Consider the following 17391-nt stretch of genomic DNA (forward strand, 5'->3'; position numbering starts at 1 on the left):
GCCAACCGCGCTCAGGCAAGTGGCAAAGCCCCGCCCATTCAGTGGACGGGGTTTTCGCGTATGAAGGCATAATGCACGCCGCTGGCGCTCGAGCGGCAAGACAAGGTGATCGATGTGGTGAAGAAGACGCTGTTTCAATTGCACTGGTTGTTTGGCATCACGGCCGGCCTCGTGCTAGCCGTGATGGGCATCACCGGTGCGCTGTATTCGTTCCAGGAAGAACTGCTGCGTACCTTCAATACCGATACGCTCAAGGTCGAAGTCCGCCCGCAAGGCGTGTTGCCACCGGCAGAGCTGGTGCGCCGGGTCGAAGCCGCCCAGGGCGAGAAGGTTTCGATGCTCTGGGTCGATGTGCGCCAAGGCAATGCCGCACGGATATTCTTCACCCCGCCGCCTGGCGAGCGTCGCGGCACGCTGCGCTACGCCGACCCCTACACCGGCGCGCTCAAAGGTGATGTGGCCGGCGCCGGCTTCTTCAACCTGATGCTCAACCTGCACCGTTTCCTTGCCATGGGTGAAACCGGCCGGCAGATCACCGGGGCCTGCACCCTGATGCTGATCTTCTTCTGCCTGTCGGGCCTGTACCTGCGCTGGCCGCGCAAGGCCCTGAACTGGCGTACCTGGCTAACCCTGGACTGGGCCAAGAAAGGCCGCGCCTTCAATTGGGACCTGCACGCCGTGTTCGGTACCTGGTGCCTGCTGTTCTACCTGCTGTTCGCCCTGACCGGGCTGTTCTGGTCCTACGACTGGTACCGCCAAGGCCTGAACGCATGGCTGGCCGACAAGCCCGCGGCCGGTGAGCAAAAACGCGGTGAAGGCCGTGGCAGGCGCCACGGACCGCCCCAGCTCGACAAGAACGCAGCGCCCTTGGTGGTGGACTACGACGCCATCTGGAGCAGCCTCAAGAATGACGCAGGGCCGACCCTCGCGGCCTACAACCTGCGACTGCCACCGGTAGGCGGCCAGCCGGCCAACCTGTTCTACCTGCTGGAGGACGCTGCACACTCGCGCGCCTTCAATACCTTGGTGCTGGATCCTGCCACCGGCACGGTGAAAAACCACGACCGCTACACCGAAAAATCCTTCAAGGCGCAACTGCTGCAAAGCGTTTATGCCCTGCACGTGGGCGAATACTTCGGCCTGCCAGGACGCATCATCGTCACCCTCGCCAGCCTGAGCATGCCGTTGTTCTTCGTCACCGGCTGGCTGCTCTACCTCGACCGTCGCCGCAAGAAGCGCCAGGTGCGCGCGGCGCGTGGTGCGGTAGGCGCCACTGGCAACAGCGGCGATAGCTGGCTGATCGGCTTCGCCAGCCAGAGCGGCTTGGCCGAACAACTGGCCTGGCAGAGCGCCGGCCAACTTCAGGCCGCAGGCTACCCGGTGCAGGTGCGCGCTTTGGCCGAGCTGGGCGAAACCGAGCTGCGCCAAGCCAACCGCGCCTTGTTCGTAGTCAGTACCTTCGGCGATGGCGAAGCGCCCGATAGCGCCCGTGCCTTCGAACGCAAGGTCATCGGCCAACCCTGGGCGCTGGCGCACCTGGACTACGCCCTGCTCGCCCTGGGCGACCGCCAGTATCCGCACTTCTGCGGGTTTGCCCGCAGGTTGCAAGCCTGGTTGAGCGAGCGTGGCGCCAGCAGCGCCTTCAGCCCGGTGGAGGTGGACAACGCCGACCCTGGCGCATTGCAGCTGTGGCACCAGGAGCTGGCGCAACTCACCGGCGCCCAGGCGGTAACCGCCTGGCAACCGCCAAGCTTCGGCAACTGGCGCCTGGCCCGCCGCACGCTGCTCAACCCCGGCAGCCAGGGCGCACCGGTCTACCTGCTCGGCCTGCAAGCGCAAACACCGTCTAGCTGGGAAGCCGGCGACTTGGTGGAAATCCTGCCGCGCAACGGCCAACCGCGCGTCGACGCGCTGCTCGCCGGGCTGGGCCTGGACCCGCAAAGCCCAGTTGAGTTGGACGGCCTGCACGAAACCCTGAGCCAGGCGCTGGCCAGCCGCCAGTTGCCGAGCAGCCGCGAACACCTGATCGGCCTGCACGCCCAAGCCTTGGTCGACGCGCTGATCCCATTGGCAACGCGCGAATACTCCATCGCCTCGATTGCCAGCGATGGAGAGCTGGAGCTGATCGTTCGCCAGGAACGCCACCCCGACGGCCAGTTGGGCCTGGGCTCCGGCTGGCTCACCGAATACCTGCCGCTGGACGCAAGCGTCAGCCTGCGCCTGCGCCGCAACAGTGCTTTCCACCTGCCGGCAGCTCCGGCACCGATGGTACTGATCGGCAACGGCACTGGCCTGGCCGGACTGCGCAGCCTGATCAAGGCGCGTATCGCTGGCGGCGAGACACGCAACTGGCTGCTGTTCGGCGAACGCAACCGCGCCCACGACCTGCTGTGTGGCGCCGAGCTGCAAGGCTGGCTGGCTACGGGTGAGCTGGCACGGCTGGACCTTGCGTTTTCGCGGGACCAGGCAGAGAAAGTGTATGTGCAGGATGTGCTGCTTCAACAGGCCGCCGAGTTCAAGCGCTGGATCGATGATGGCGCTTGCGTGTACGTATGCGGCAGCCTGCATGGCATGGCTGCCGGGGTGGATGCGGCGTTGCAGGGTGTGCTTGGGCAAGCCCGTGTGCAGCAATTGATCGAGGATGGGCGGTATCGGCGGGATGTGTACTGATGCCCATCTAAGCTGAGGTCGCAGTCCCTGTAGGAGATCACCCAGCCCTTTGGGCTGCGCTGTCGCGCAGAGAACTGATTTCGCAAGCGCTCCGCGTACCCTGTGGGAGCGGCGGTTCGGCGCCCCGACTTGCCCGCGAAGCAGGCGACTCGGTGGATGGCACCGGCTTTGCCGGTGTTCGCGGTGGTCCGGCACTCCGGCAAGCCCGCTCCCACAGATTCCTTATAAATCAACAAGTTATGTGTAGTTCTATGAGAGCGGCCTTGTGTCGCGAACGGGCTGCGCAGCAGCCCAGGCGATTTTGCATGCGGCACAAATCCTGGGGCCGCTACGCAGCCCGTTCGCGACACAAGGCCGCTCCTACAGGGGACTGGCGACGCCTCAGTGCAGGGCGAAGGTATCGGCATCCAGGTTGGCAGGGAAGCGCGTGCGGTAGGCCGCCAGTTCCGCCGCCCTCAGTTCCACGGTGAACACGCCATCGGCCTCCCCTGCGCTGAGCAGGCTCTCGCCCTGGAAATCCAGCACCTGGCTGTCGCCGGAATAGGCAAAGCCCTTGCCATCGGTGCCCACGCGGTTCACCGCCGCCACGAAGCACAGGTTCTCGATGCCCCGCGCCGGTAGCAGGCGGTTCCAGTGCAAACGGCGCGCCGCCGGCCAGTTGGCGGTGTACAACAGCAGATCGGTATCCTGAGCATCACGGCTCCACACCGGGAAGCGCAGGTCATAGCAAATCAGCGGACGAATCCGCCAGCCCTTGAGTTCGAACTGCACCTGGCGCTCGCCCGGGGTGTAATGCTTGTGCTCTCCGGCCATGCGGAACAGGTGGCGCTTGTCGTAGTGCAACAACTCGCCATCGGGCCGAGCCCACAACAATCGGTTGCGGTGGCTGCCATCGGCGGCCTGGATGATCACGCTACCGGTGATCACCGCGTTGGCTTTCTTGGCCTGGGCCTTCAGCCATTTATAGGTCGGGCCATTTTCCGGCTCGGCGAGGCTTTCGGAATCCATCGAGAAGCCGGTGGTGAACATCTCCGGCAGGATCACAAGATCCACCTCGCCCACCTGGCCGATCAGTTCCTCGAAATGGGCGTAGTTGGCCTCGCGGTCGTGCCATGCCAGGGTGGTCTGGACCAAAGCGACTTTCAAGTTGGGCAGTGCACTCAGATCGCGCATAGTCGTTCCGCCGCCTCTCGCAGCGTCTCCTCTCGTTTGGCAAAGCACAGGCGCACCAGACGTTGCTCAGGCATGGGGCGCTGGTAGAACACCGACACGGGAATACTGGCCACGCCATGCTCGCGGGTCAGCCACAGGGCCATCTCCACATCGTTCAGGTCGGGGCGGATCTGACGGTAGTCGACCAGCTGGAAGTACGTACCAGGCGTGCGGGTGAAGGTGAAGCGCGAATCCTGCAACAAGTCGCAGAACAGGTCGCGCTTGGCCTGGTAGAAACCAGGCAACTCGTCGATATGCTCCGGGTGCTCGGCCATGAAGTCGGCCAGGGCACATTGCAGCGGCGTGACGCCACAGAAGTTGACGTACTGGTGCACCTTGCGCAGTTCTGCGCTCAAGGCCGGTGGCGCGATTACATAGCCGGTCTTCCAACCCGTGACGTGGTAGGTCTTGCCGAACGAACTGACGACAAAGGCGCGTGAGTACAACTGCTCGTGGGCCAGCACGCTGGCATGGCGCACACCATCGTAGATCAGGTGCTCGTATACTTCATCGCTGACCAGGTAGATATCGCGCTCGCCGATCAGGCACGCCAACTGGTCCAGGTCGTCACGGCTGATCAGCGCGCCGCTGGGATTGTGCGGCGAGTTGAGGATGACCATGCGCGTACGCGGGCTCAGGGCATCGCTGAAACGCTGCCAGTCGATGCTGAAACCTTCGTCGCTGAGCGGCACATGCACGCAACGCCCCCCTGCCAGCTCCACCGAAGGCTCGTAGCTGTCGTAGCTTGGGTCGAACACGATCACCTCGTCTCCGGCGTGGATCACCGCCTGGATTGCGCAGAAGATCGCCTCGGTGGCACCGGGGGTGATGGTCACTTCCTGCTCGGCATCGACGTTCACGCCGTACAGGCGCGCGACCTTCGCCGCCACCTGCTGACGCAGTGCCGGCAGGCCGGTCATCGGCGCATACTGGTTATGCCCGGCGCTCACATGGCGGCCGACGGCATCGAGCAACGCCTGCGGGCCATTGAAGTCGGGAAAGCCTTGGGAGAGATTCAGCGCACCGGTCTGGACGGCCAGTTGCGACATGGTGGTGAAGATGGTCGTGCCGACGTTCGGCAGTTTGCTGCGAATCATGGAGCCCTCTTTCCTGGGGACTGAGAGCTATAAGCTACAAGCTTCAAGCTGCAAGAAAAAGCGGCGTGAATCACCGTTTGCTTCTTCTTGCAGCTTGAAGCTTGCCGGTTGCGCCTGTCAGCGCTTGTCGCGACGCTTCTTCTCAGCCTTCTTGTGGTGCGACATCAAGCGGCGCTTCTTGTTGACCTGACGATCGGTGAGGGTGTTCTTCTTGCCCTCGAACGGGTTGTCACCGCCCTTGTACTCGATGCGGATCGGCGTGCCGACCAGCTTGAGCACGCGGCGATAGGTGTTCTCCAGGTAACGCGAGTAGGAGTTGGGGATCTTGTCGGTCTGGTTACCGTGGATCACGATCAGCGGCGGGTTGGCCCCCCCGAGGTGGGCGTAGCGCAGCTTGATCCGACGCCCGTTGACCAGCGGCGGCTGGTGCACGCTGATGGCGTCTTCGAGGATCTGCGTCAGGCGGCTGGTCGGCCAGCGGGTCACCGCCGACTTGAACGCAGCCTGTACCGACTTGTACAGATGGCCCACGCCCGTGCCGTGCAAGGCCGAGATGAAGTGGATATCGGCAAAGTCGACGAAGAACAGCCGGCGCTCCAGCTCGGTCTTGACGTAGTCACGCTCGCCCGACTCCATGCCGTCCCACTTGTTCAGGGCGATGACCACGGCGCGGCCAGCGTCCAGGGCGAAGCCCAGCAGGTTCAAGTCATGGTCGACCACGCCTTCGCGGGCATCCATGACGAAGATCACCACGTTGGCGTCCTTGATCGCCTGCAGCGTCTTCACCACCGAGAACTTTTCGACTTCCTCGTGGATCTTGCCGCGCTTGCGCACACCGGCTGTGTCGATGAAGGTGTACTTCTCGCCATCGCGCTCGAACGGGATGTAGATACTGTCGCGGGTAGTGCCCGGCTGGTCGTACACCACCACCCGCTCTTCACCGAGCATGCGGTTGACCAGCGTGGACTTGCCCACGTTGGGGCGACCGATGATGGCGATCTTGATGCCATCCTTCTCGCTCGGACCTGGAATGCGCGTGGCTTCCTCGCCTTCGGCGACCTCCTCGTCCAGGGCTTCTTCTTCAGGGTCGCGCGGAATGTGGCCGAGCAGCGACTCCATCAGCGCGTTGATGCCGCGCCCCTGAGAGCCAGCCACCGGGATGGCGTTGCCCATGCCCAGCGGCGAGAACTCGGCACGCGCGATATCAGGATCGATGTTGTCGATCTTGTTGGCGACCAGGATCGCCGCTTTGTTCCGCTTGCGCAGGTGATCGGCGATCATCTGGTCGGCGGCGGTCATGCCGGCACGGGCATCGACCAGGAACAGCACGTAGTCGGCTTCTTCGATGGCCATGAGCGACTGCTCGGCCATTTTCTCGTCCATGCCCACTTCGTCACCGGTGATACCGCCGGTGTCGATGAGGATGTACGAACGACCCTGCCAGCTGGCATCGCCATACTGGCGGTCACGGGTCAGGCCCGACAGGTCACCGACGATGGCATCGCGGGTCTTGGTCAGGCGGTTGAACAGGGTGGATTTGCCGACGTTCGGCCGGCCCACCAGGGCGATTACGGGAACCATGCGGCTCTCCACTCTTGAATTCTTGAAAATGCAAAGGCCGCTGCAAGGCAGCGGCCGGTATTCGGGCGGCGCATCATGCGCCGCGGCCCGGGGCCGGTCAGAGCCCCAAGCTTAGCTTCAGCGGATGGTCAATGCCTCAAGCTTGCCGCTGTTGCCAAAGACATAGATGGTGTCGCCGACCACCAGAGGGCGGGCGCGCAGACCATCGCTGTCGATACGCTCACGGCCGACGAAGCGACCATCGACCTGGCTGAGCAGGTGCAGGTAACCTTCGAAGTCACCGACCGCCACATAGCTGGAGAACACCTCAGGCGCCGACAGTTGGCGACGGGCCATGCTGTCGTTGCTCCACAGCGCGCTGGAGGAACGCTCGTCGATACCTTCGACGGTGCCCGATGCCTCGCTCACGTAGACGTTGCCGAAGCCCTGGGCCACGCCAACGTAGCTGGACGCATCACGCTGCCACAGCACACGGCCGCTTTCCAGGTCCAGGCCAGCCACACGGCCCTGGTAGGTGCCAACATAGAGCGTGCCACCGGATAGCAGCAAGCCGCCGTCAATGTCCACCACACGATCCAGCTCGGAACGGCCCTGCGGAATAGCCACGCGGCTCTCCCAAACGGGCACGCCGTTGCTGATGTCTACCGCCACCACCTTGCCGGTGGACAGGCCAGCGACGGCCAAACGGTTAGTGACGATCGGCGCACCGGTGCCACGCAGGGTGAGCACCGCCGGGGTGTTTTCGTAGATCCAGCGGCGCTCGCCAGTGGCGGCGTCGAGACCGATCAGACGGTCGTCCTGGGTCTGTACCACCACCACGTCGCCGTTGTTGGCAGGCGGGGCCAGCACTTCGCTGGTCACGCGCGCACGCCAACGCTCTTCACCGGTGCTGGAGTCCAGGGCCACGACTTCACCCTTGAGGGTGCCCAGCATCAGCAGGCCGTAACCCACGCCGACGGCGCCGGAAACAGGCAACTCGAGGTCTTTTTTCCAGACCACGTCACCGTTGTTGCGGTCGAGGGCGAAGACCTTGCCGTTGACATCGGCAGCGTAGATGCGGTCGTTCTCGATAGCCGGTACCAGGGTGTTGTAGGTCTCGCCCTGGCCGTCACCGATCGAACGGCTCCACTGCTTCTTCAGCACCACTTCCTCGGTGAACTTGGTCAGTTCGGCCGGTGGCAGTTCCTTCTTGCTGTTGCTGCTGCAACCCGCGGCCAACACGGCGAGGGTGAGCACTGCTGCTTGTTTCCAACCCTTCACTTCAGGCGTCCCCTTTGGCCAGGTCATCCAGCTTCAGTTGCAGGCCACCGATCGCGGCGTCGTCAGACAGCGCGGCCTTGGCTTTTTCGTAGGCGCTATGGGCGTCATCGGCGCGCCCCAGCTGAACCAGCAGGTCGCCCTTGAGCTCCTCGCGGCTGGCCTGGAACGCCTTGTCGGTGTCGCCGTCGAGCAGCTTGAGGGCCTCTTCGGCTTTGTCCTGTGCGGCCAGAACACGCGCCAGGCGCTGACGCGAAATCTCGCCCAGGGTGGCGTCGGCTGGCTTGTCCAGCACGCTTTTCAACTCGCTGGCAGCGTCGTCCAGCTTGCCGCTGTCCACCGCGACCTTGGCTACGAACAGGCTGCCGTACTGGGCGTAGGCGGTACCGGCGAACTCGCTCTTGAGCTTGCCGGACAGCTCGGCAACCTTGGCCGTGTCGGGCTGGCCGCTCGGGGTCAGCGAGGTTTCCAACAGGGCCTGGTACAGCGCCGAGGCGCCTTGCGACTGGTTAGCCTGGTACTTGTGCCAGGTCTGCCAGCCCATCACCACCACGCCGGCCAGCAGTGCACCGGTCAGCAGCGGCTTGCCGTTGCGGTTCCACCAGTCCTTGACGCCTGCCAGATCATCATCATCGGTACTCGACACCCCAATACTCCTTTTCGCCTATTCGTTGTTGAACCGCGTTACGCCTGGGCGATCGCGGTTTCCAGGTGCTCTGCCAGAGCATCCCAGGCAATGTTCTGTTGTTCGCCCTGGCCACGCAGGGGCTTGACGCCAATCGTCTGCTGGGCAAGTTCGTCGTCGCCCAGGATCAGGGCGAACAGCGCGCCGCTCTTGTCGGCTTTCTTGAACTGGCTCTTGAAGCTACCACCACCGGCGTTCACCGCCAGGCGCAGGCCCGGCAGGCGGTCGCGCAGGCTTTCGCTCAGGCGCAGGCCAGCCAGTTCAGCGGCATCACCGAACGCACAGAGGTACACATCGATGGTCCGGCTGATGGATGCGGGCACCTTGTCGAGGGTTTCCAGCAGCAGGATCAGACGCTCGATACCCATGGCGAAACCAACGCCAGGGGTCGGCTTGCCGCCCATCTGCTCGACCAGGCCGTCGTAGCGGCCACCGGCGCAGACGGTGCCCTGGGCACCGAGCTTGTCGGTGACCCACTCGAACACGGTCTTGCTGTAGTAGTCCAGGCCACGTACCAGCTTGGTGTTGATCACGAACGGAATGCCCGCGGTATCGAGACGGGCCTTGAGGCCTTCGAAGTGCACGCGGGATTCTTCATCGAGGTAGTCTTCGAGCTTGGGCGCGTCGACCAGCACGGCTTGGGTGTTCTGGTCCTTGCTGTCGAGGATGCGCAGCGGGTTGCTCTTGAGGCGTCGCTGGCTGTCTTCGTCCAGTTGCTCCAGGCGCGCCGACAGGTAGTCGACCAGCGCGTCACGGTAGCGGGCGCGGGCTTCACTGGTGCCCAGGCTGTTGAGCTGCAACTGCACGGCGTCCTGGATCCCCAGCAGGCCCCACAGGCGCCAGGTGAGCATGATCAGCTCGGCATCCACATCTGGGCCGTCGAGGTTGAACACCTCGACGCCGATCTGGTGGAACTGGCGGTAGCGGCCTTTCTGCGGGCGCTCGTGGCGGAACATCTGCCCCACATACCAGAGTTTCTGCACCTGGCCGTTGCCGGTGATCCCGTGTTCGAGCACGGCACGCACGCACGCGGCGGTGCCTTCGGGACGCAGGGTGAGTGAATCGCCGTTGCGATCCTCGAAGGTGTACATCTCTTTTTCGACGATATCGGTGACTTCACCGATAGAGCGCTTGAACAGCTCGGTGAACTCGACGATCGGCGTACGGATCTGGCTGTAGCCGTAGCTGTCCAGCAGGCCGGCCACGGTGCCTTCGAAGTAGCGCCACAGCGGCGACTGCTCGGGCAGGATGTCGTTCATGCCACGAATGGCTTGCAGCGATTTGCTCACGAAAAGTCCTTACGAATCTGTGTATCAGCCGCGGGCGATCAGCGCCGCGTCGGCCTCGACCTTCTCGGCCGCTTTCTGGCGAATGAGCTTTTCCAGCTCGTCGACCAGGTTCTCGTTGTTCAGCTTCTGCGATGGCTTACCATCGATGTACACCAGGTTCGGCGTACCACCGGTGAGCCCTACATGGGACTCCTTGGCTTCGCCCGGTCCGTTGACCACGCAACCGATCACCGCCACGTCCAGCGGCACCAGCAGGTCTTCCAGGCGCCCTTCCAGCTCGTTCATGGTCTTGACCACATCGAAGTTCTGCCGCGAGCAGCTCGGGCAGGCGATGAAGTTGATGCCACGCGAACGCAGGTGCAGCGACTTGAGGATGTCGTAGCCGACCTTCACTTCTTCGACAGGATCGGCCGCCAGCGAAATACGGATGGTGTCGCCGATGCCTTCGGCCAGCAGCATACCGATGCCGACTGCGGATTTCACCGTTCCCGAACGCAGGCCACCGGCTTCGGTGATGCCCAGGTGCAGCGGCTGCACGATCTGCCGGGCCAACTGGCGGTAGGCTTCGACGGCCATGAACACATCGGATGCCTTGACGCTGACCTTGAAATCCTGGAAATCCAGGCGGTCGAGGTGCTCGACATGGCGCAGCGCAGACTCGACCAGGGCTGCCGGGGTCGGCTCGCCGTACTTCTTCTGCAGGTCTTTTTCCAAAGAGCCTGCATTGACACCGATACGGATCGGGATGCCACGGTCACGGGCGGCGTCGACCACCGCACGCACGCGGTCTTCGCGACCGATGTTGCCCGGGTTGATGCGCAGGCAGTCGACGCCCAGCTCAGCCACGCGCAACGCGATCTTGTAGTCGAAGTGGATGTCGGCGACCAACGGCACGCTGACCTGCTGCTTGATCTTGCCGAAGGCCTCGGCGGCGTCCATGTCCGGGACCGAGACGCGAACGATGTCCACCCCTGCATCGACCAGGCGCTGGATCTGACCCACGGTGGCGGCCACATCGTTGGTGTCGGTGTTGGTCATGCTCTGCACCGCGATGGGCGCATCGCCGCCCACCGGCACATTGCCGACCCAGATTTTGCGGGATTCGCGACGTTTGATCGGAGATTCGCCGTGCATGACTTACTGTCCCAACTTCAGGCGAGCGGTCTCGCCACTGGTGAACGGGGCCACATCGACTGCCTGGCCGTTGTAGCTCACCTGGGCGCCGCGGGCGAACCCAAGGCGAACCGCGAACGGTGGCTGGCCGGTCAGATCGAGGCTGTCGCCCTTGCGCTTGATGGCGCTGAACAGCACCTTGCCGTTGCCATCGGTGACCTGGGTCCAGCAATCGGCGGTGAACTGGATGTGTACCTTGGCGCTGCCGGCAGGTGCAACGGCGGGTGCGGCTGGAACGCTGGCAACCGGCGCAACCGGGGCGACGTTGGCAGTGAGTGCCGCAGGGGCCGCCGGAGCGGCAGGTGCTGGCGTAGCAGCAGGCGTGCTGGCCACCGCCGGTGCCGCAGCGCTCGCGGCCGGAGCGACAGCTATCGGCGTCTCTTCGCTGGCGGCTGGCGCTTCGCTGCCATTGACCGGCTCCAGCGGCAATACCTGGCCTTCTGGCTGCTGCGCTTCACTGACGGCCTGGTCTTCCGGCTCGTCCAGCGGGTGAATCTGGGTGGTGCCGTCGGCACTCTCGACCTCGACGTGCTCCAGCGCGATCTTGGCCAGGTCCTTGCCACGCAAGCTACCTTGGTCCTGCCACCAGACGAAACCGCCTCCGATAACCGCTACCAGCAACACCAGGCTAACCACCCGCAGGATGTTATGCGAGAGGCGCACCGGTTCTTCGATGCGACCCAGCGAGTGCACATCACTGCCTTGGGCGTGGGTACCGGTGATCTGGTCGAACGCAGCCACCAAGGGTGCTTGATCCATGTCCATCAGTTTGGCGTAGGCACGGATGTAACCACGGGCGAAGGTATGCCCGGGCAGCTTGTCGAAAGCGCCAGTTTCAAGGTTGTTCAGCGAAGAAACCGTAAGGTTGAGCTTTTTTGCGACCTCAGCCTGGCTCCATTCCCGCTGCTCGCGGGCCTGGCGCAAGACATCCCCGGGATTGTGGCGAGGCGCTGCTGCTACTTCGGTGTGAGCGGCTTTCATCGTTGCTCCGACAGGTATTGCTGATATTCCGGCGTACCGGGATAAAGTCGTTGTAATTGCTGGCCCATCCGGGCCGCACTGCCCTGATCGTCAAGGGCAATGGCCAGGCGGCTGCCTAGCAGCAGGCTGCGGGCGCTCTGGTCGCTCAGTTGGCTGAAACGATCGTAGTAGTCCCAGGCCGGCACATAATGCCTGTTTTCGTAGGACAACTCAGCCATTTCAAGCAACGCTTTCGGTTGCCGCTGATCGAGCCGGAGGGCTTTTTCCAGATACTCGCGGGCCTGCTCGCCCTCACCCAGCTTGCGTGCCGTCAGGCCGAGGTTCTGATACACCCGGGAGCGTTCAGGATACAAGGTATCGGCGGCGGCCAGGCGAAACATTGCCTGGGCCTCGGCGAACCGCCCCTGAGCATATAGGAAACTGCCGTAGTTGTTGCGGATTCGCGTGTCACTCGAACGTATGGCCAGGGCTTTTTCGAAATGCTGCATGGCCAGTTGCGGCTCACCCTCGGCCTGAAACACCAACGCCAAGGCGGCATGCGCGTCGGCATCGCGACTGTCGAGCGCCAATGCCTTGGCCAGCGGAGCCTTAGCCTGCGCGGTCAGTCCTTGTTGCAGATAACCCAGCCCAAGCTGCACATACGCCCGGCTCGCCTGCTCGCGGCCCTGACGCGTGGCCAGTGGATCGCTGGCGCCACCCGACACGCAGCCGGCCAGCAGCGCAAGCGTGAGGATCGACAGCGCAGCGCGCAGGGTCATGGATGGCCTGCTCGTCAGAGGCGCGCGGCGCTGTCTTGCGGCTCGTCGGCGGCAAGCTGACGCACGGCGATGTAGCGCTCGCTGCGACGGGTACGGTCGTTGACCTGCCCGACCAACTGACCACAGGCGGCGTCGATGTCGTCACCGCGGGTGGTGCGGGTGGTGACGTTGAAACCGCCGTGGTGCAGCAGGTCCTGGAAGCGGCGGATGGCATTGTTGCTCGGCCGCTCGTAGCCCGAATGCGGGAACGGGTTGAAAGGAATCAGGTTGATCTTGCACGGCACGTCACGCAGCAGTTCGATCATCTGCGCCGCGTGTTCGGGCTGGTCGTTGACGTCCTTGAGCAACGTGTACTCGACGGTCAGCACGCGCTTGCCGCCCAGCGTGGACATGTAGCCCATGCAGGAATCCAGCAGCACCTTGAGCGGGTACTTCTTGTTCAGCGGCACCAGCTTGTTGCGCAACTCATCGTTGGGCGCATGCAGCGACAGGGCCAGCGACACGTCGATGTGCTTGGCCAACTCGTCGATCATCGGCACCACGCCCGAAGTGGACAGGGTGACGCGGCGCTTGGAAATGCCATAGCCCAGATCTTCCATCATGATCTTCATGGCGGCGATGACATTGTCAAAATTCAGCAGGGGCTCGCCCATACCCATCATGACCACGTTGGTGATGGCGCGGTCGATCTTGGCCGGGACGGTCCCGAAGGATTTGTTCGCAAGCCACACCTGACCGATCACTTCGGCGGCGGTGAGGTTGCTGTTGAAGCCTTGCTTGCCGGTGGAGCAGAAGCTGCAGTCCAGGGCACAACCGGCTTGCGACGACACGCACAGGGTACCGCGATCGTCGGTGGGAATGTAGACGGTCTCGACGCAGCTGCCGGAGGCAACGCGGATCACCCATTTACGGGTACCGTCGGCGGAAATGTCTTCGCTGACCACTTCCGGCCCCCGAATCTCGGCAACGGCCTCGAGCTTTTCGCGCAAGGCCTTGCCGACATTGGTCATGGCGGCGAAATCGTCGACGCCATAGTGGTGAATCCATTTCATGACCTGACCGGCACGAAAACGCTTCTCTCCGATGGACTCGAAGAATTTTTCCATTTCCTGGAGGGGCAGGCCCAACAGGTTGATCTTGCCAGTCATGTCACTCATGGAATCACCCAAGACCTGCTTCGCTTAGCGAATGCGGTCGCACAGCTCGGTAGCGGAGAAGAAGTAAGCGATTTCGCGGGCAGCCGAAGCTTCCGAGTCGGAACCGTGAACGGCGTTCTCGTCGATGGAAACGGCGAAGTCAGCACGGATGGTGCCGGCAGCGGCTTCTTTCGGGTTGGTAGCACCCATCAGCTCGCGGTTAGCCAGAACAGCGTTCTCGCCTTCCAGTACCTGAACAACGACCGGACCGGAAGTCATGAAGGCAACCAGGTCAGCGAAGAAGCCGCGAGCGCTGTGCTCGGCGTAGAAGCCTTCGGCTTCGGCTTTGGACAGTTGCTTCATTTTCGAGGCAACGACGCGCAGGCCGGCTTTCTCGAAGCGAGTGGTGATCTCGCCGATGACGTTCTTGGCAACAGCGTCAGGCTTGATGATGGAGAAAGTACGTTGAACAGCCATGGAAAACTCCAGAAAATGAGTATTGCGAAAAATTAAACCCGCGAATTATACGCGGGTTCCAGGGGATTGCCTAACCTGCAGCGTGCGCTCAGTCGGCTTCTTCGATCCAGGCCGCCTGGATGGCTTCGAGCACTTTCTCGCCGCCGCGCGACGGATCGTCGCTGAACGCAGGCAGTGCCAGCACCCAACGGTGCAGATCGACGAAATTCACGTAACGAGGATCGACCTCAGGCTTGCTTTCTGCAAGCTCGATGGCGATCTCAAGTACATCAATCCATTTCAGACTCATGCAGGCCTCCTCAGTGCGGCGCTTCGGCGGCGTGGTTGAGCGAATACTTGGGGATCTCGATGGTCAGGTCTTGATCGCCCACCACCACCTGACAGCCCAGGCGTGACTGCGCTTCCAGGCCCCAGGCCTTGTCCAGCATGTCTTCTTCGAGCTCGTCAGCCTCATCCAGCGAGTCGAAGCCCTTGCGCACGATGCAATGGCAGGTGGTGCAGGCCTTGACGCCGCCGCAGGCGCTTTCCATCTCGATGTGATGGTCGTGGGCCAGCTCCAGGATGTTGGTCCCGGTCGGTACTTCCACGCTCAGCCCTTCGGGGCAGAACTTCTCATGCGGCAGGAATGTCACCAGCGGCATCGATTACTCCTCGATCTCATTCAGGTTGCGCCCGGCCAGTGCGGCTTTGACCGTCGAATCAAGGCGACGGGCGGCAAAAGCATCGGTCACCTGCGACAGACGCTTGGTCTGTTGCTCGATGGCAGCGCCATCGGTGCCGGCCAGCAAATCACGTAGTTCCTGCATCTGGAAGGCGATGGCGTCGCGCTCGTCACTGCTGAGCAGACGCTCGCCGTCGGCATCCAGGGCACCTTGTACCGCTTCGAGCAGGCGCTCGGCGTCGACTTGGTGCTCACGCAGCTGACGCGCGTGTTTGTCGGAGCCTGCGTGCTCGAACGAGTCCTTGAGCATGCGCGCGATCTCGCCGTCAGTCAGGCCATACGAGGGCTTGACCTGGATGCTCGACTCGACGCCAGACCCCAGTTCACGCGCGGCAACGCTGAGCAGGCCATCGGCATCCACCTGGAAGGTAACGCGGATTTTCGCAGCACCGGCAACCATGGCCGGAATGCCACGCAGCTCGAAGCGCGCCAACGAGCGGCAGTCACTGATCAGCTCGCGCTCACCTTGCAGCACGTGGATCATCATGGCCGACTGGCCGTCTTTGTACGTCGTGAACTCCTGGGCACGGGCCACCGGAATGGTGGTGTTGCGCGGAATCACTTTTTCCATCAGCCCGCCCATGGTCTCAAGACCCAGCGACAGCGGGATGACATCGAGCAGCAGCAGTTCGCCACCCTCGCGACGGTTGCCGGCCAGGGTATCGGCCTGGACAGCGGCGCCAATGGCGACCACCTGATCCGGGTCGATGGAGGTCAACGGTGTGCGGCCAAACAGCGTACCCACGGCTTCGCGCACACGGGGTACACGGGTCGAACCGCCAACCATGACCACTGCGCCAACGTCTTCAAGCTCGATACCGCTGTCGCGCACGGCGCGGCGGCAAGCCTTGAGGCTGCGGGCGATCAGTGGCTCGATCATGCTTTCGAACGCAGCGCGGCTGAGTTCGCCCTGCCAGGCGCCGTGGCTGACACTGACGGCATCGGCGTCGGTCAGGGCTTCCTTGGCGGCGCAGGCCGTCTGCAATAGCAGGCGCTGGGTGGCCGGGTCAAGGTCGGCGCTAAGCCCCGCCTGCTCGATGATCCAGCCGGCGATGGCGTGGTCGAAGTCATCACCACCCAGGGCGGTATCGCCACCAGTGGCCAGCACTTCGAACACGCCAGCGGTCAGGCGCAGGATGGAAATGTCGAAGGTGCCACCGCCCAGATCGAAGATCGCCACCACGCCTTCGGCGTTCTGGTCCAGGCCATAGGCAACGGCAGCGGCGGTCGGTTCGTTGAGCAAACGCAGCACATTCAGGCCGGCCAGACGCGCAGCGTCCTTGGTGGCTTGGCGCTGGGCATCGTCGAAGTAGGCCGGCACGGTAATCACGGCACCGACCAGTTCACCACCGAGCGTTTGCTCGGCGCGCTGGCGCAGCACCTTGAGGATGTCGGCAGACACCTCCACCGGGCTCTTGACGCCCTGCACCGTGTCGATGAACGGCATGTGCGACTCGCCGCCGACGAAGCGATAAGGCAGTTGCTCACCCAGTTGCTTGACGTCTGCCAGGCCGCGCCCCATCAGGCGCTTGACCGACATGATGGTGTTAAAAGGGTCGCTTGGAGCCGCTTCGCGTGCAGCCTGGCCGACCTCGATACCTGCTTCCAGGTAACGTACTGCGGACGGCAGGATGACGCTGCCCTGCGCATCGGGCAGCGGTTCGCTGCGCCCACTGCGTACGGCGGCGACAAGAGAGTTGGTGGTGCCCAGGTCGATACCCACCGCCAGGCGGCGCTGGTGCGGCTGGGGGCTCTGACCGGGTTCGGCGATCTGCAGTAGGGCCATGCTTGTCGGGGTACCTTAGGCGTCGTCACGGGCGACGCCGGGGTTAATCGTCGAGGCGCTCTTCGAGTTGGCGCACTTCTTGGGCGAGCTTGTCGAGGAACTGCATACGGCGCATCAGGCGCTCGGCCTGGTCGCGCTGGGCAGCTACATCCCAACAGGCGGCGAAGTCCTCGTTAAGGGTGTCCTGGGCAGCCTTCAGGCGCTTTTTGAACACCGCGACACCCTCGAGGTAGGCTTCGTCCTGCAAGTCTTCGAGTTCTTCGCGCCACTGCATCTGCTGCAACAGGAAGTCAGGGTCGTGAACGGTGACTTCCTGAGGCACCTCATGGCCACCGATGGCCAGCAGGTAACGCGCACGACGCGGTGCACTGCGCAAGGTCTGGTAGGCATCGTTGAGCGCCGCGGACTTTTCCAGGGCAACGCGCTGCTCACGCTCGGAAGCGTCGGCGAAGCGATCAGGATGGACCTCGCGGGCCAGCTCGCGGTAACGCGTGGCAAGCCGCTCCAGGTCCAGCTTAAAGCCCGGTTGCAGGTCGAACAGAGCGAAATGACAGAGAGTACCCACGGC

The 17391-nt window shown here is 63.4% G+C and carries 16 protein-coding genes; 1 reads left to right on the forward strand and 15 read right to left on the reverse strand.

What is annotated here, in order from left to right:
* Positions 1-114: 114 nt before the first annotated feature.
* Positions 115-2670: a PepSY domain-containing protein gene (locus ACNFIC_RS06670; RefSeq protein ID WP_416780448.1), complete on the forward strand. Its 2556-nt coding sequence runs from the start codon at positions 115-117 to the stop codon at positions 2668-2670.
* Between the two features lie 381 nt (positions 2671-3051).
* Here the strand turns inward: ACNFIC_RS06670 and ACNFIC_RS06675 are convergent, their stop codons facing one another.
* The 15 genes from ACNFIC_RS06675 to hscB form a co-directional block, all read right to left on the reverse strand.
* On the reverse strand, positions 3052-3843 hold the full coding sequence (locus ACNFIC_RS06675; protein ID WP_416780450.1) for an amidohydrolase: 792 nt from the start codon (positions 3841-3843) through the stop codon (positions 3052-3054).
* Positions 3831-4979 (reverse strand): pyridoxal phosphate-dependent aminotransferase, encoded by a 1149-nt coding sequence (locus ACNFIC_RS06680; protein ID WP_416780452.1) that lies wholly within the window; start codon positions 4977-4979, stop codon positions 3831-3833. The genes ACNFIC_RS06675 and ACNFIC_RS06680 overlap by 13 nt, the downstream gene beginning before the upstream one ends.
* A 117-nt stretch (positions 4980-5096) precedes the next feature.
* Complete coding sequence (gene der / locus ACNFIC_RS06685) at positions 5097-6560, reverse strand: ribosome biogenesis GTPase Der (RefSeq protein ID WP_138218893.1); 1464 nt, start codon at positions 6558-6560, stop codon at positions 5097-5099.
* A gap of 117 nt (positions 6561-6677) precedes the next feature.
* Positions 6678-7847, reverse strand: coding sequence for an outer membrane protein assembly factor BamB (gene bamB / locus ACNFIC_RS06690; protein ID WP_138218894.1), 1170 nt, complete (start codon positions 7845-7847; stop codon positions 6678-6680).
* A complete protein-coding gene (locus ACNFIC_RS06695) occupies positions 7822-8463 on the reverse strand; it encodes a tetratricopeptide repeat protein (protein ID WP_138218895.1) in 642 nt (213 codons plus the stop codon). The genes bamB and ACNFIC_RS06695 overlap by 26 nt, the downstream gene beginning before the upstream one ends.
* 38 nt (positions 8464-8501) lie before the next feature.
* Positions 8502-9791, reverse strand: a complete 1290-nt coding sequence (gene hisS / locus ACNFIC_RS06700; protein WP_138218896.1) for a histidine--tRNA ligase — start codon at positions 9789-9791, stop codon at positions 8502-8504.
* Between the two features lie 24 nt (positions 9792-9815).
* Positions 9816-10925, reverse strand: coding sequence for a flavodoxin-dependent (E)-4-hydroxy-3-methylbut-2-enyl-diphosphate synthase (ispG, locus tag ACNFIC_RS06705; RefSeq protein WP_416780455.1), 1110 nt, complete (start codon positions 10923-10925; stop codon positions 9816-9818).
* 3 nt (positions 10926-10928) lie between these two features.
* A complete protein-coding gene (locus tag ACNFIC_RS06710) occupies positions 10929-11945 on the reverse strand; it encodes a RodZ domain-containing protein (protein WP_416780458.1) in 1017 nt (338 codons plus the stop codon).
* Positions 11942-12703, reverse strand: a complete 762-nt coding sequence (gene pilW / locus ACNFIC_RS06715; RefSeq protein ID WP_138218899.1) for a type IV pilus biogenesis/stability protein PilW — start codon at positions 12701-12703, stop codon at positions 11942-11944. Before pilW ends, ACNFIC_RS06710 begins: the two co-directional genes overlap by 4 nt.
* A 14-nt stretch (positions 12704-12717) precedes the next feature.
* Complete coding sequence (gene rlmN / locus ACNFIC_RS06720; protein WP_138218900.1) at positions 12718-13860, reverse strand: 23S rRNA (adenine(2503)-C(2))-methyltransferase RlmN; 1143 nt, start codon at positions 13858-13860, stop codon at positions 12718-12720.
* A 24-nt stretch (positions 13861-13884) separates the two neighbouring features.
* Positions 13885-14316 carry a nucleoside-diphosphate kinase gene (gene ndk, locus ACNFIC_RS06725; RefSeq protein WP_138218901.1) on the reverse strand — a complete coding sequence of 144 codons (432 nt, stop codon included), beginning with the start codon at positions 14314-14316 and terminating at the stop codon, positions 13885-13887.
* Positions 14317-14404: 88 nt separating this feature from the next.
* The gene (gene iscX / locus ACNFIC_RS06730) at positions 14405-14605 is read right to left on the reverse strand and encodes a Fe-S cluster assembly protein IscX (protein WP_138218902.1); all 201 of its coding nucleotides are present in this window, start codon (positions 14603-14605) and stop codon (positions 14405-14407) included.
* Positions 14606-14615: 10 nt separating this feature from the next.
* Entirely contained in the window at positions 14616-14957 is a 342-nt protein-coding gene (fdx, locus tag ACNFIC_RS06735; protein WP_138218903.1) for an ISC system 2Fe-2S type ferredoxin, read from the reverse strand.
* A 3-nt stretch (positions 14958-14960) separates the two neighbouring features.
* Positions 14961-16823 carry a Fe-S protein assembly chaperone HscA gene (hscA, locus tag ACNFIC_RS06740; RefSeq protein WP_416780462.1) on the reverse strand — a complete coding sequence of 621 codons (1863 nt, stop codon included), beginning with the start codon at positions 16821-16823 and terminating at the stop codon, positions 14961-14963.
* A gap of 43 nt (positions 16824-16866) precedes the next feature.
* The gene (gene hscB, locus ACNFIC_RS06745) at positions 16867-17388 is read right to left on the reverse strand and encodes a co-chaperone HscB (protein WP_416780464.1); all 522 of its coding nucleotides are present in this window, start codon (positions 17386-17388) and stop codon (positions 16867-16869) included.
* Between the last annotated feature and the right edge of the window lie 3 nt (positions 17389-17391).

It is taken from the genome of Pseudomonas sp. NY15463, assembly GCF_048068415.1.
Lineage (GTDB): Bacteria > Pseudomonadota > Gammaproteobacteria > Pseudomonadales > Pseudomonadaceae > Aquipseudomonas > Aquipseudomonas mosselii_C.

Bases quoted from the DNA above. Each gene is read 5' to 3' on its own strand.
- ACNFIC_RS06675 (WP_416780450.1), bottom strand. From the start codon at position 3,843: ATGCGCGATCTGAGTGCACTGCCCAACTTGAAAGTCGCTTTGGTCCAG.
- pilW (WP_138218899.1), bottom strand. From the start codon at position 12,703: ATGACCCTGCGCGCTGCGCTGTCGATCCTCACGCTTGCGCTGCTGGCC.
- hscA (WP_416780462.1), bottom strand. From the start codon at position 16,823: ATGGCCCTACTGCAGATCGCCGAACCCGGTCAGAGCCCCCAGCCGCAC.
- ndk (WP_138218901.1), bottom strand. From the start codon at position 14,316: ATGGCTGTTCAACGTACTTTCTCCATCATCAAGCCTGACGCTGTTGCC.
- iscX (WP_138218902.1), bottom strand. From the start codon at position 14,605: ATGAGTCTGAAATGGATTGATGTACTTGAGATCGCCATCGAGCTTGCA.
- rlmN (WP_138218900.1), bottom strand. From the start codon at position 13,860: ATGAGTGACATGACTGGCAAGATCAACCTGTTGGGCCTGCCCCTCCAG.
- ACNFIC_RS06680 (WP_416780452.1), bottom strand. From the start codon at position 4,979: ATGATTCGCAGCAAACTGCCGAACGTCGGCACGACCATCTTCACCACC.
- ispG (WP_416780455.1), bottom strand. From the start codon at position 10,925: ATGCACGGCGAATCTCCGATCAAACGTCGCGAATCCCGCAAAATCTGG.
- der (WP_138218893.1), bottom strand. From the start codon at position 6,560: ATGGTTCCCGTAATCGCCCTGGTGGGCCGGCCGAACGTCGGCAAATCC.
- ACNFIC_RS06710 (WP_416780458.1), bottom strand. From the start codon at position 11,945: ATGAAAGCCGCTCACACCGAAGTAGCAGCAGCGCCTCGCCACAATCCC.
- bamB (WP_138218894.1), bottom strand. From the start codon at position 7,847: ATGACCTGGCCAAAGGGGACGCCTGAAGTGAAGGGTTGGAAACAAGCA.
- fdx (WP_138218903.1), bottom strand. From the start codon at position 14,957: ATGCCGCTGGTGACATTCCTGCCGCATGAGAAGTTCTGCCCCGAAGGG.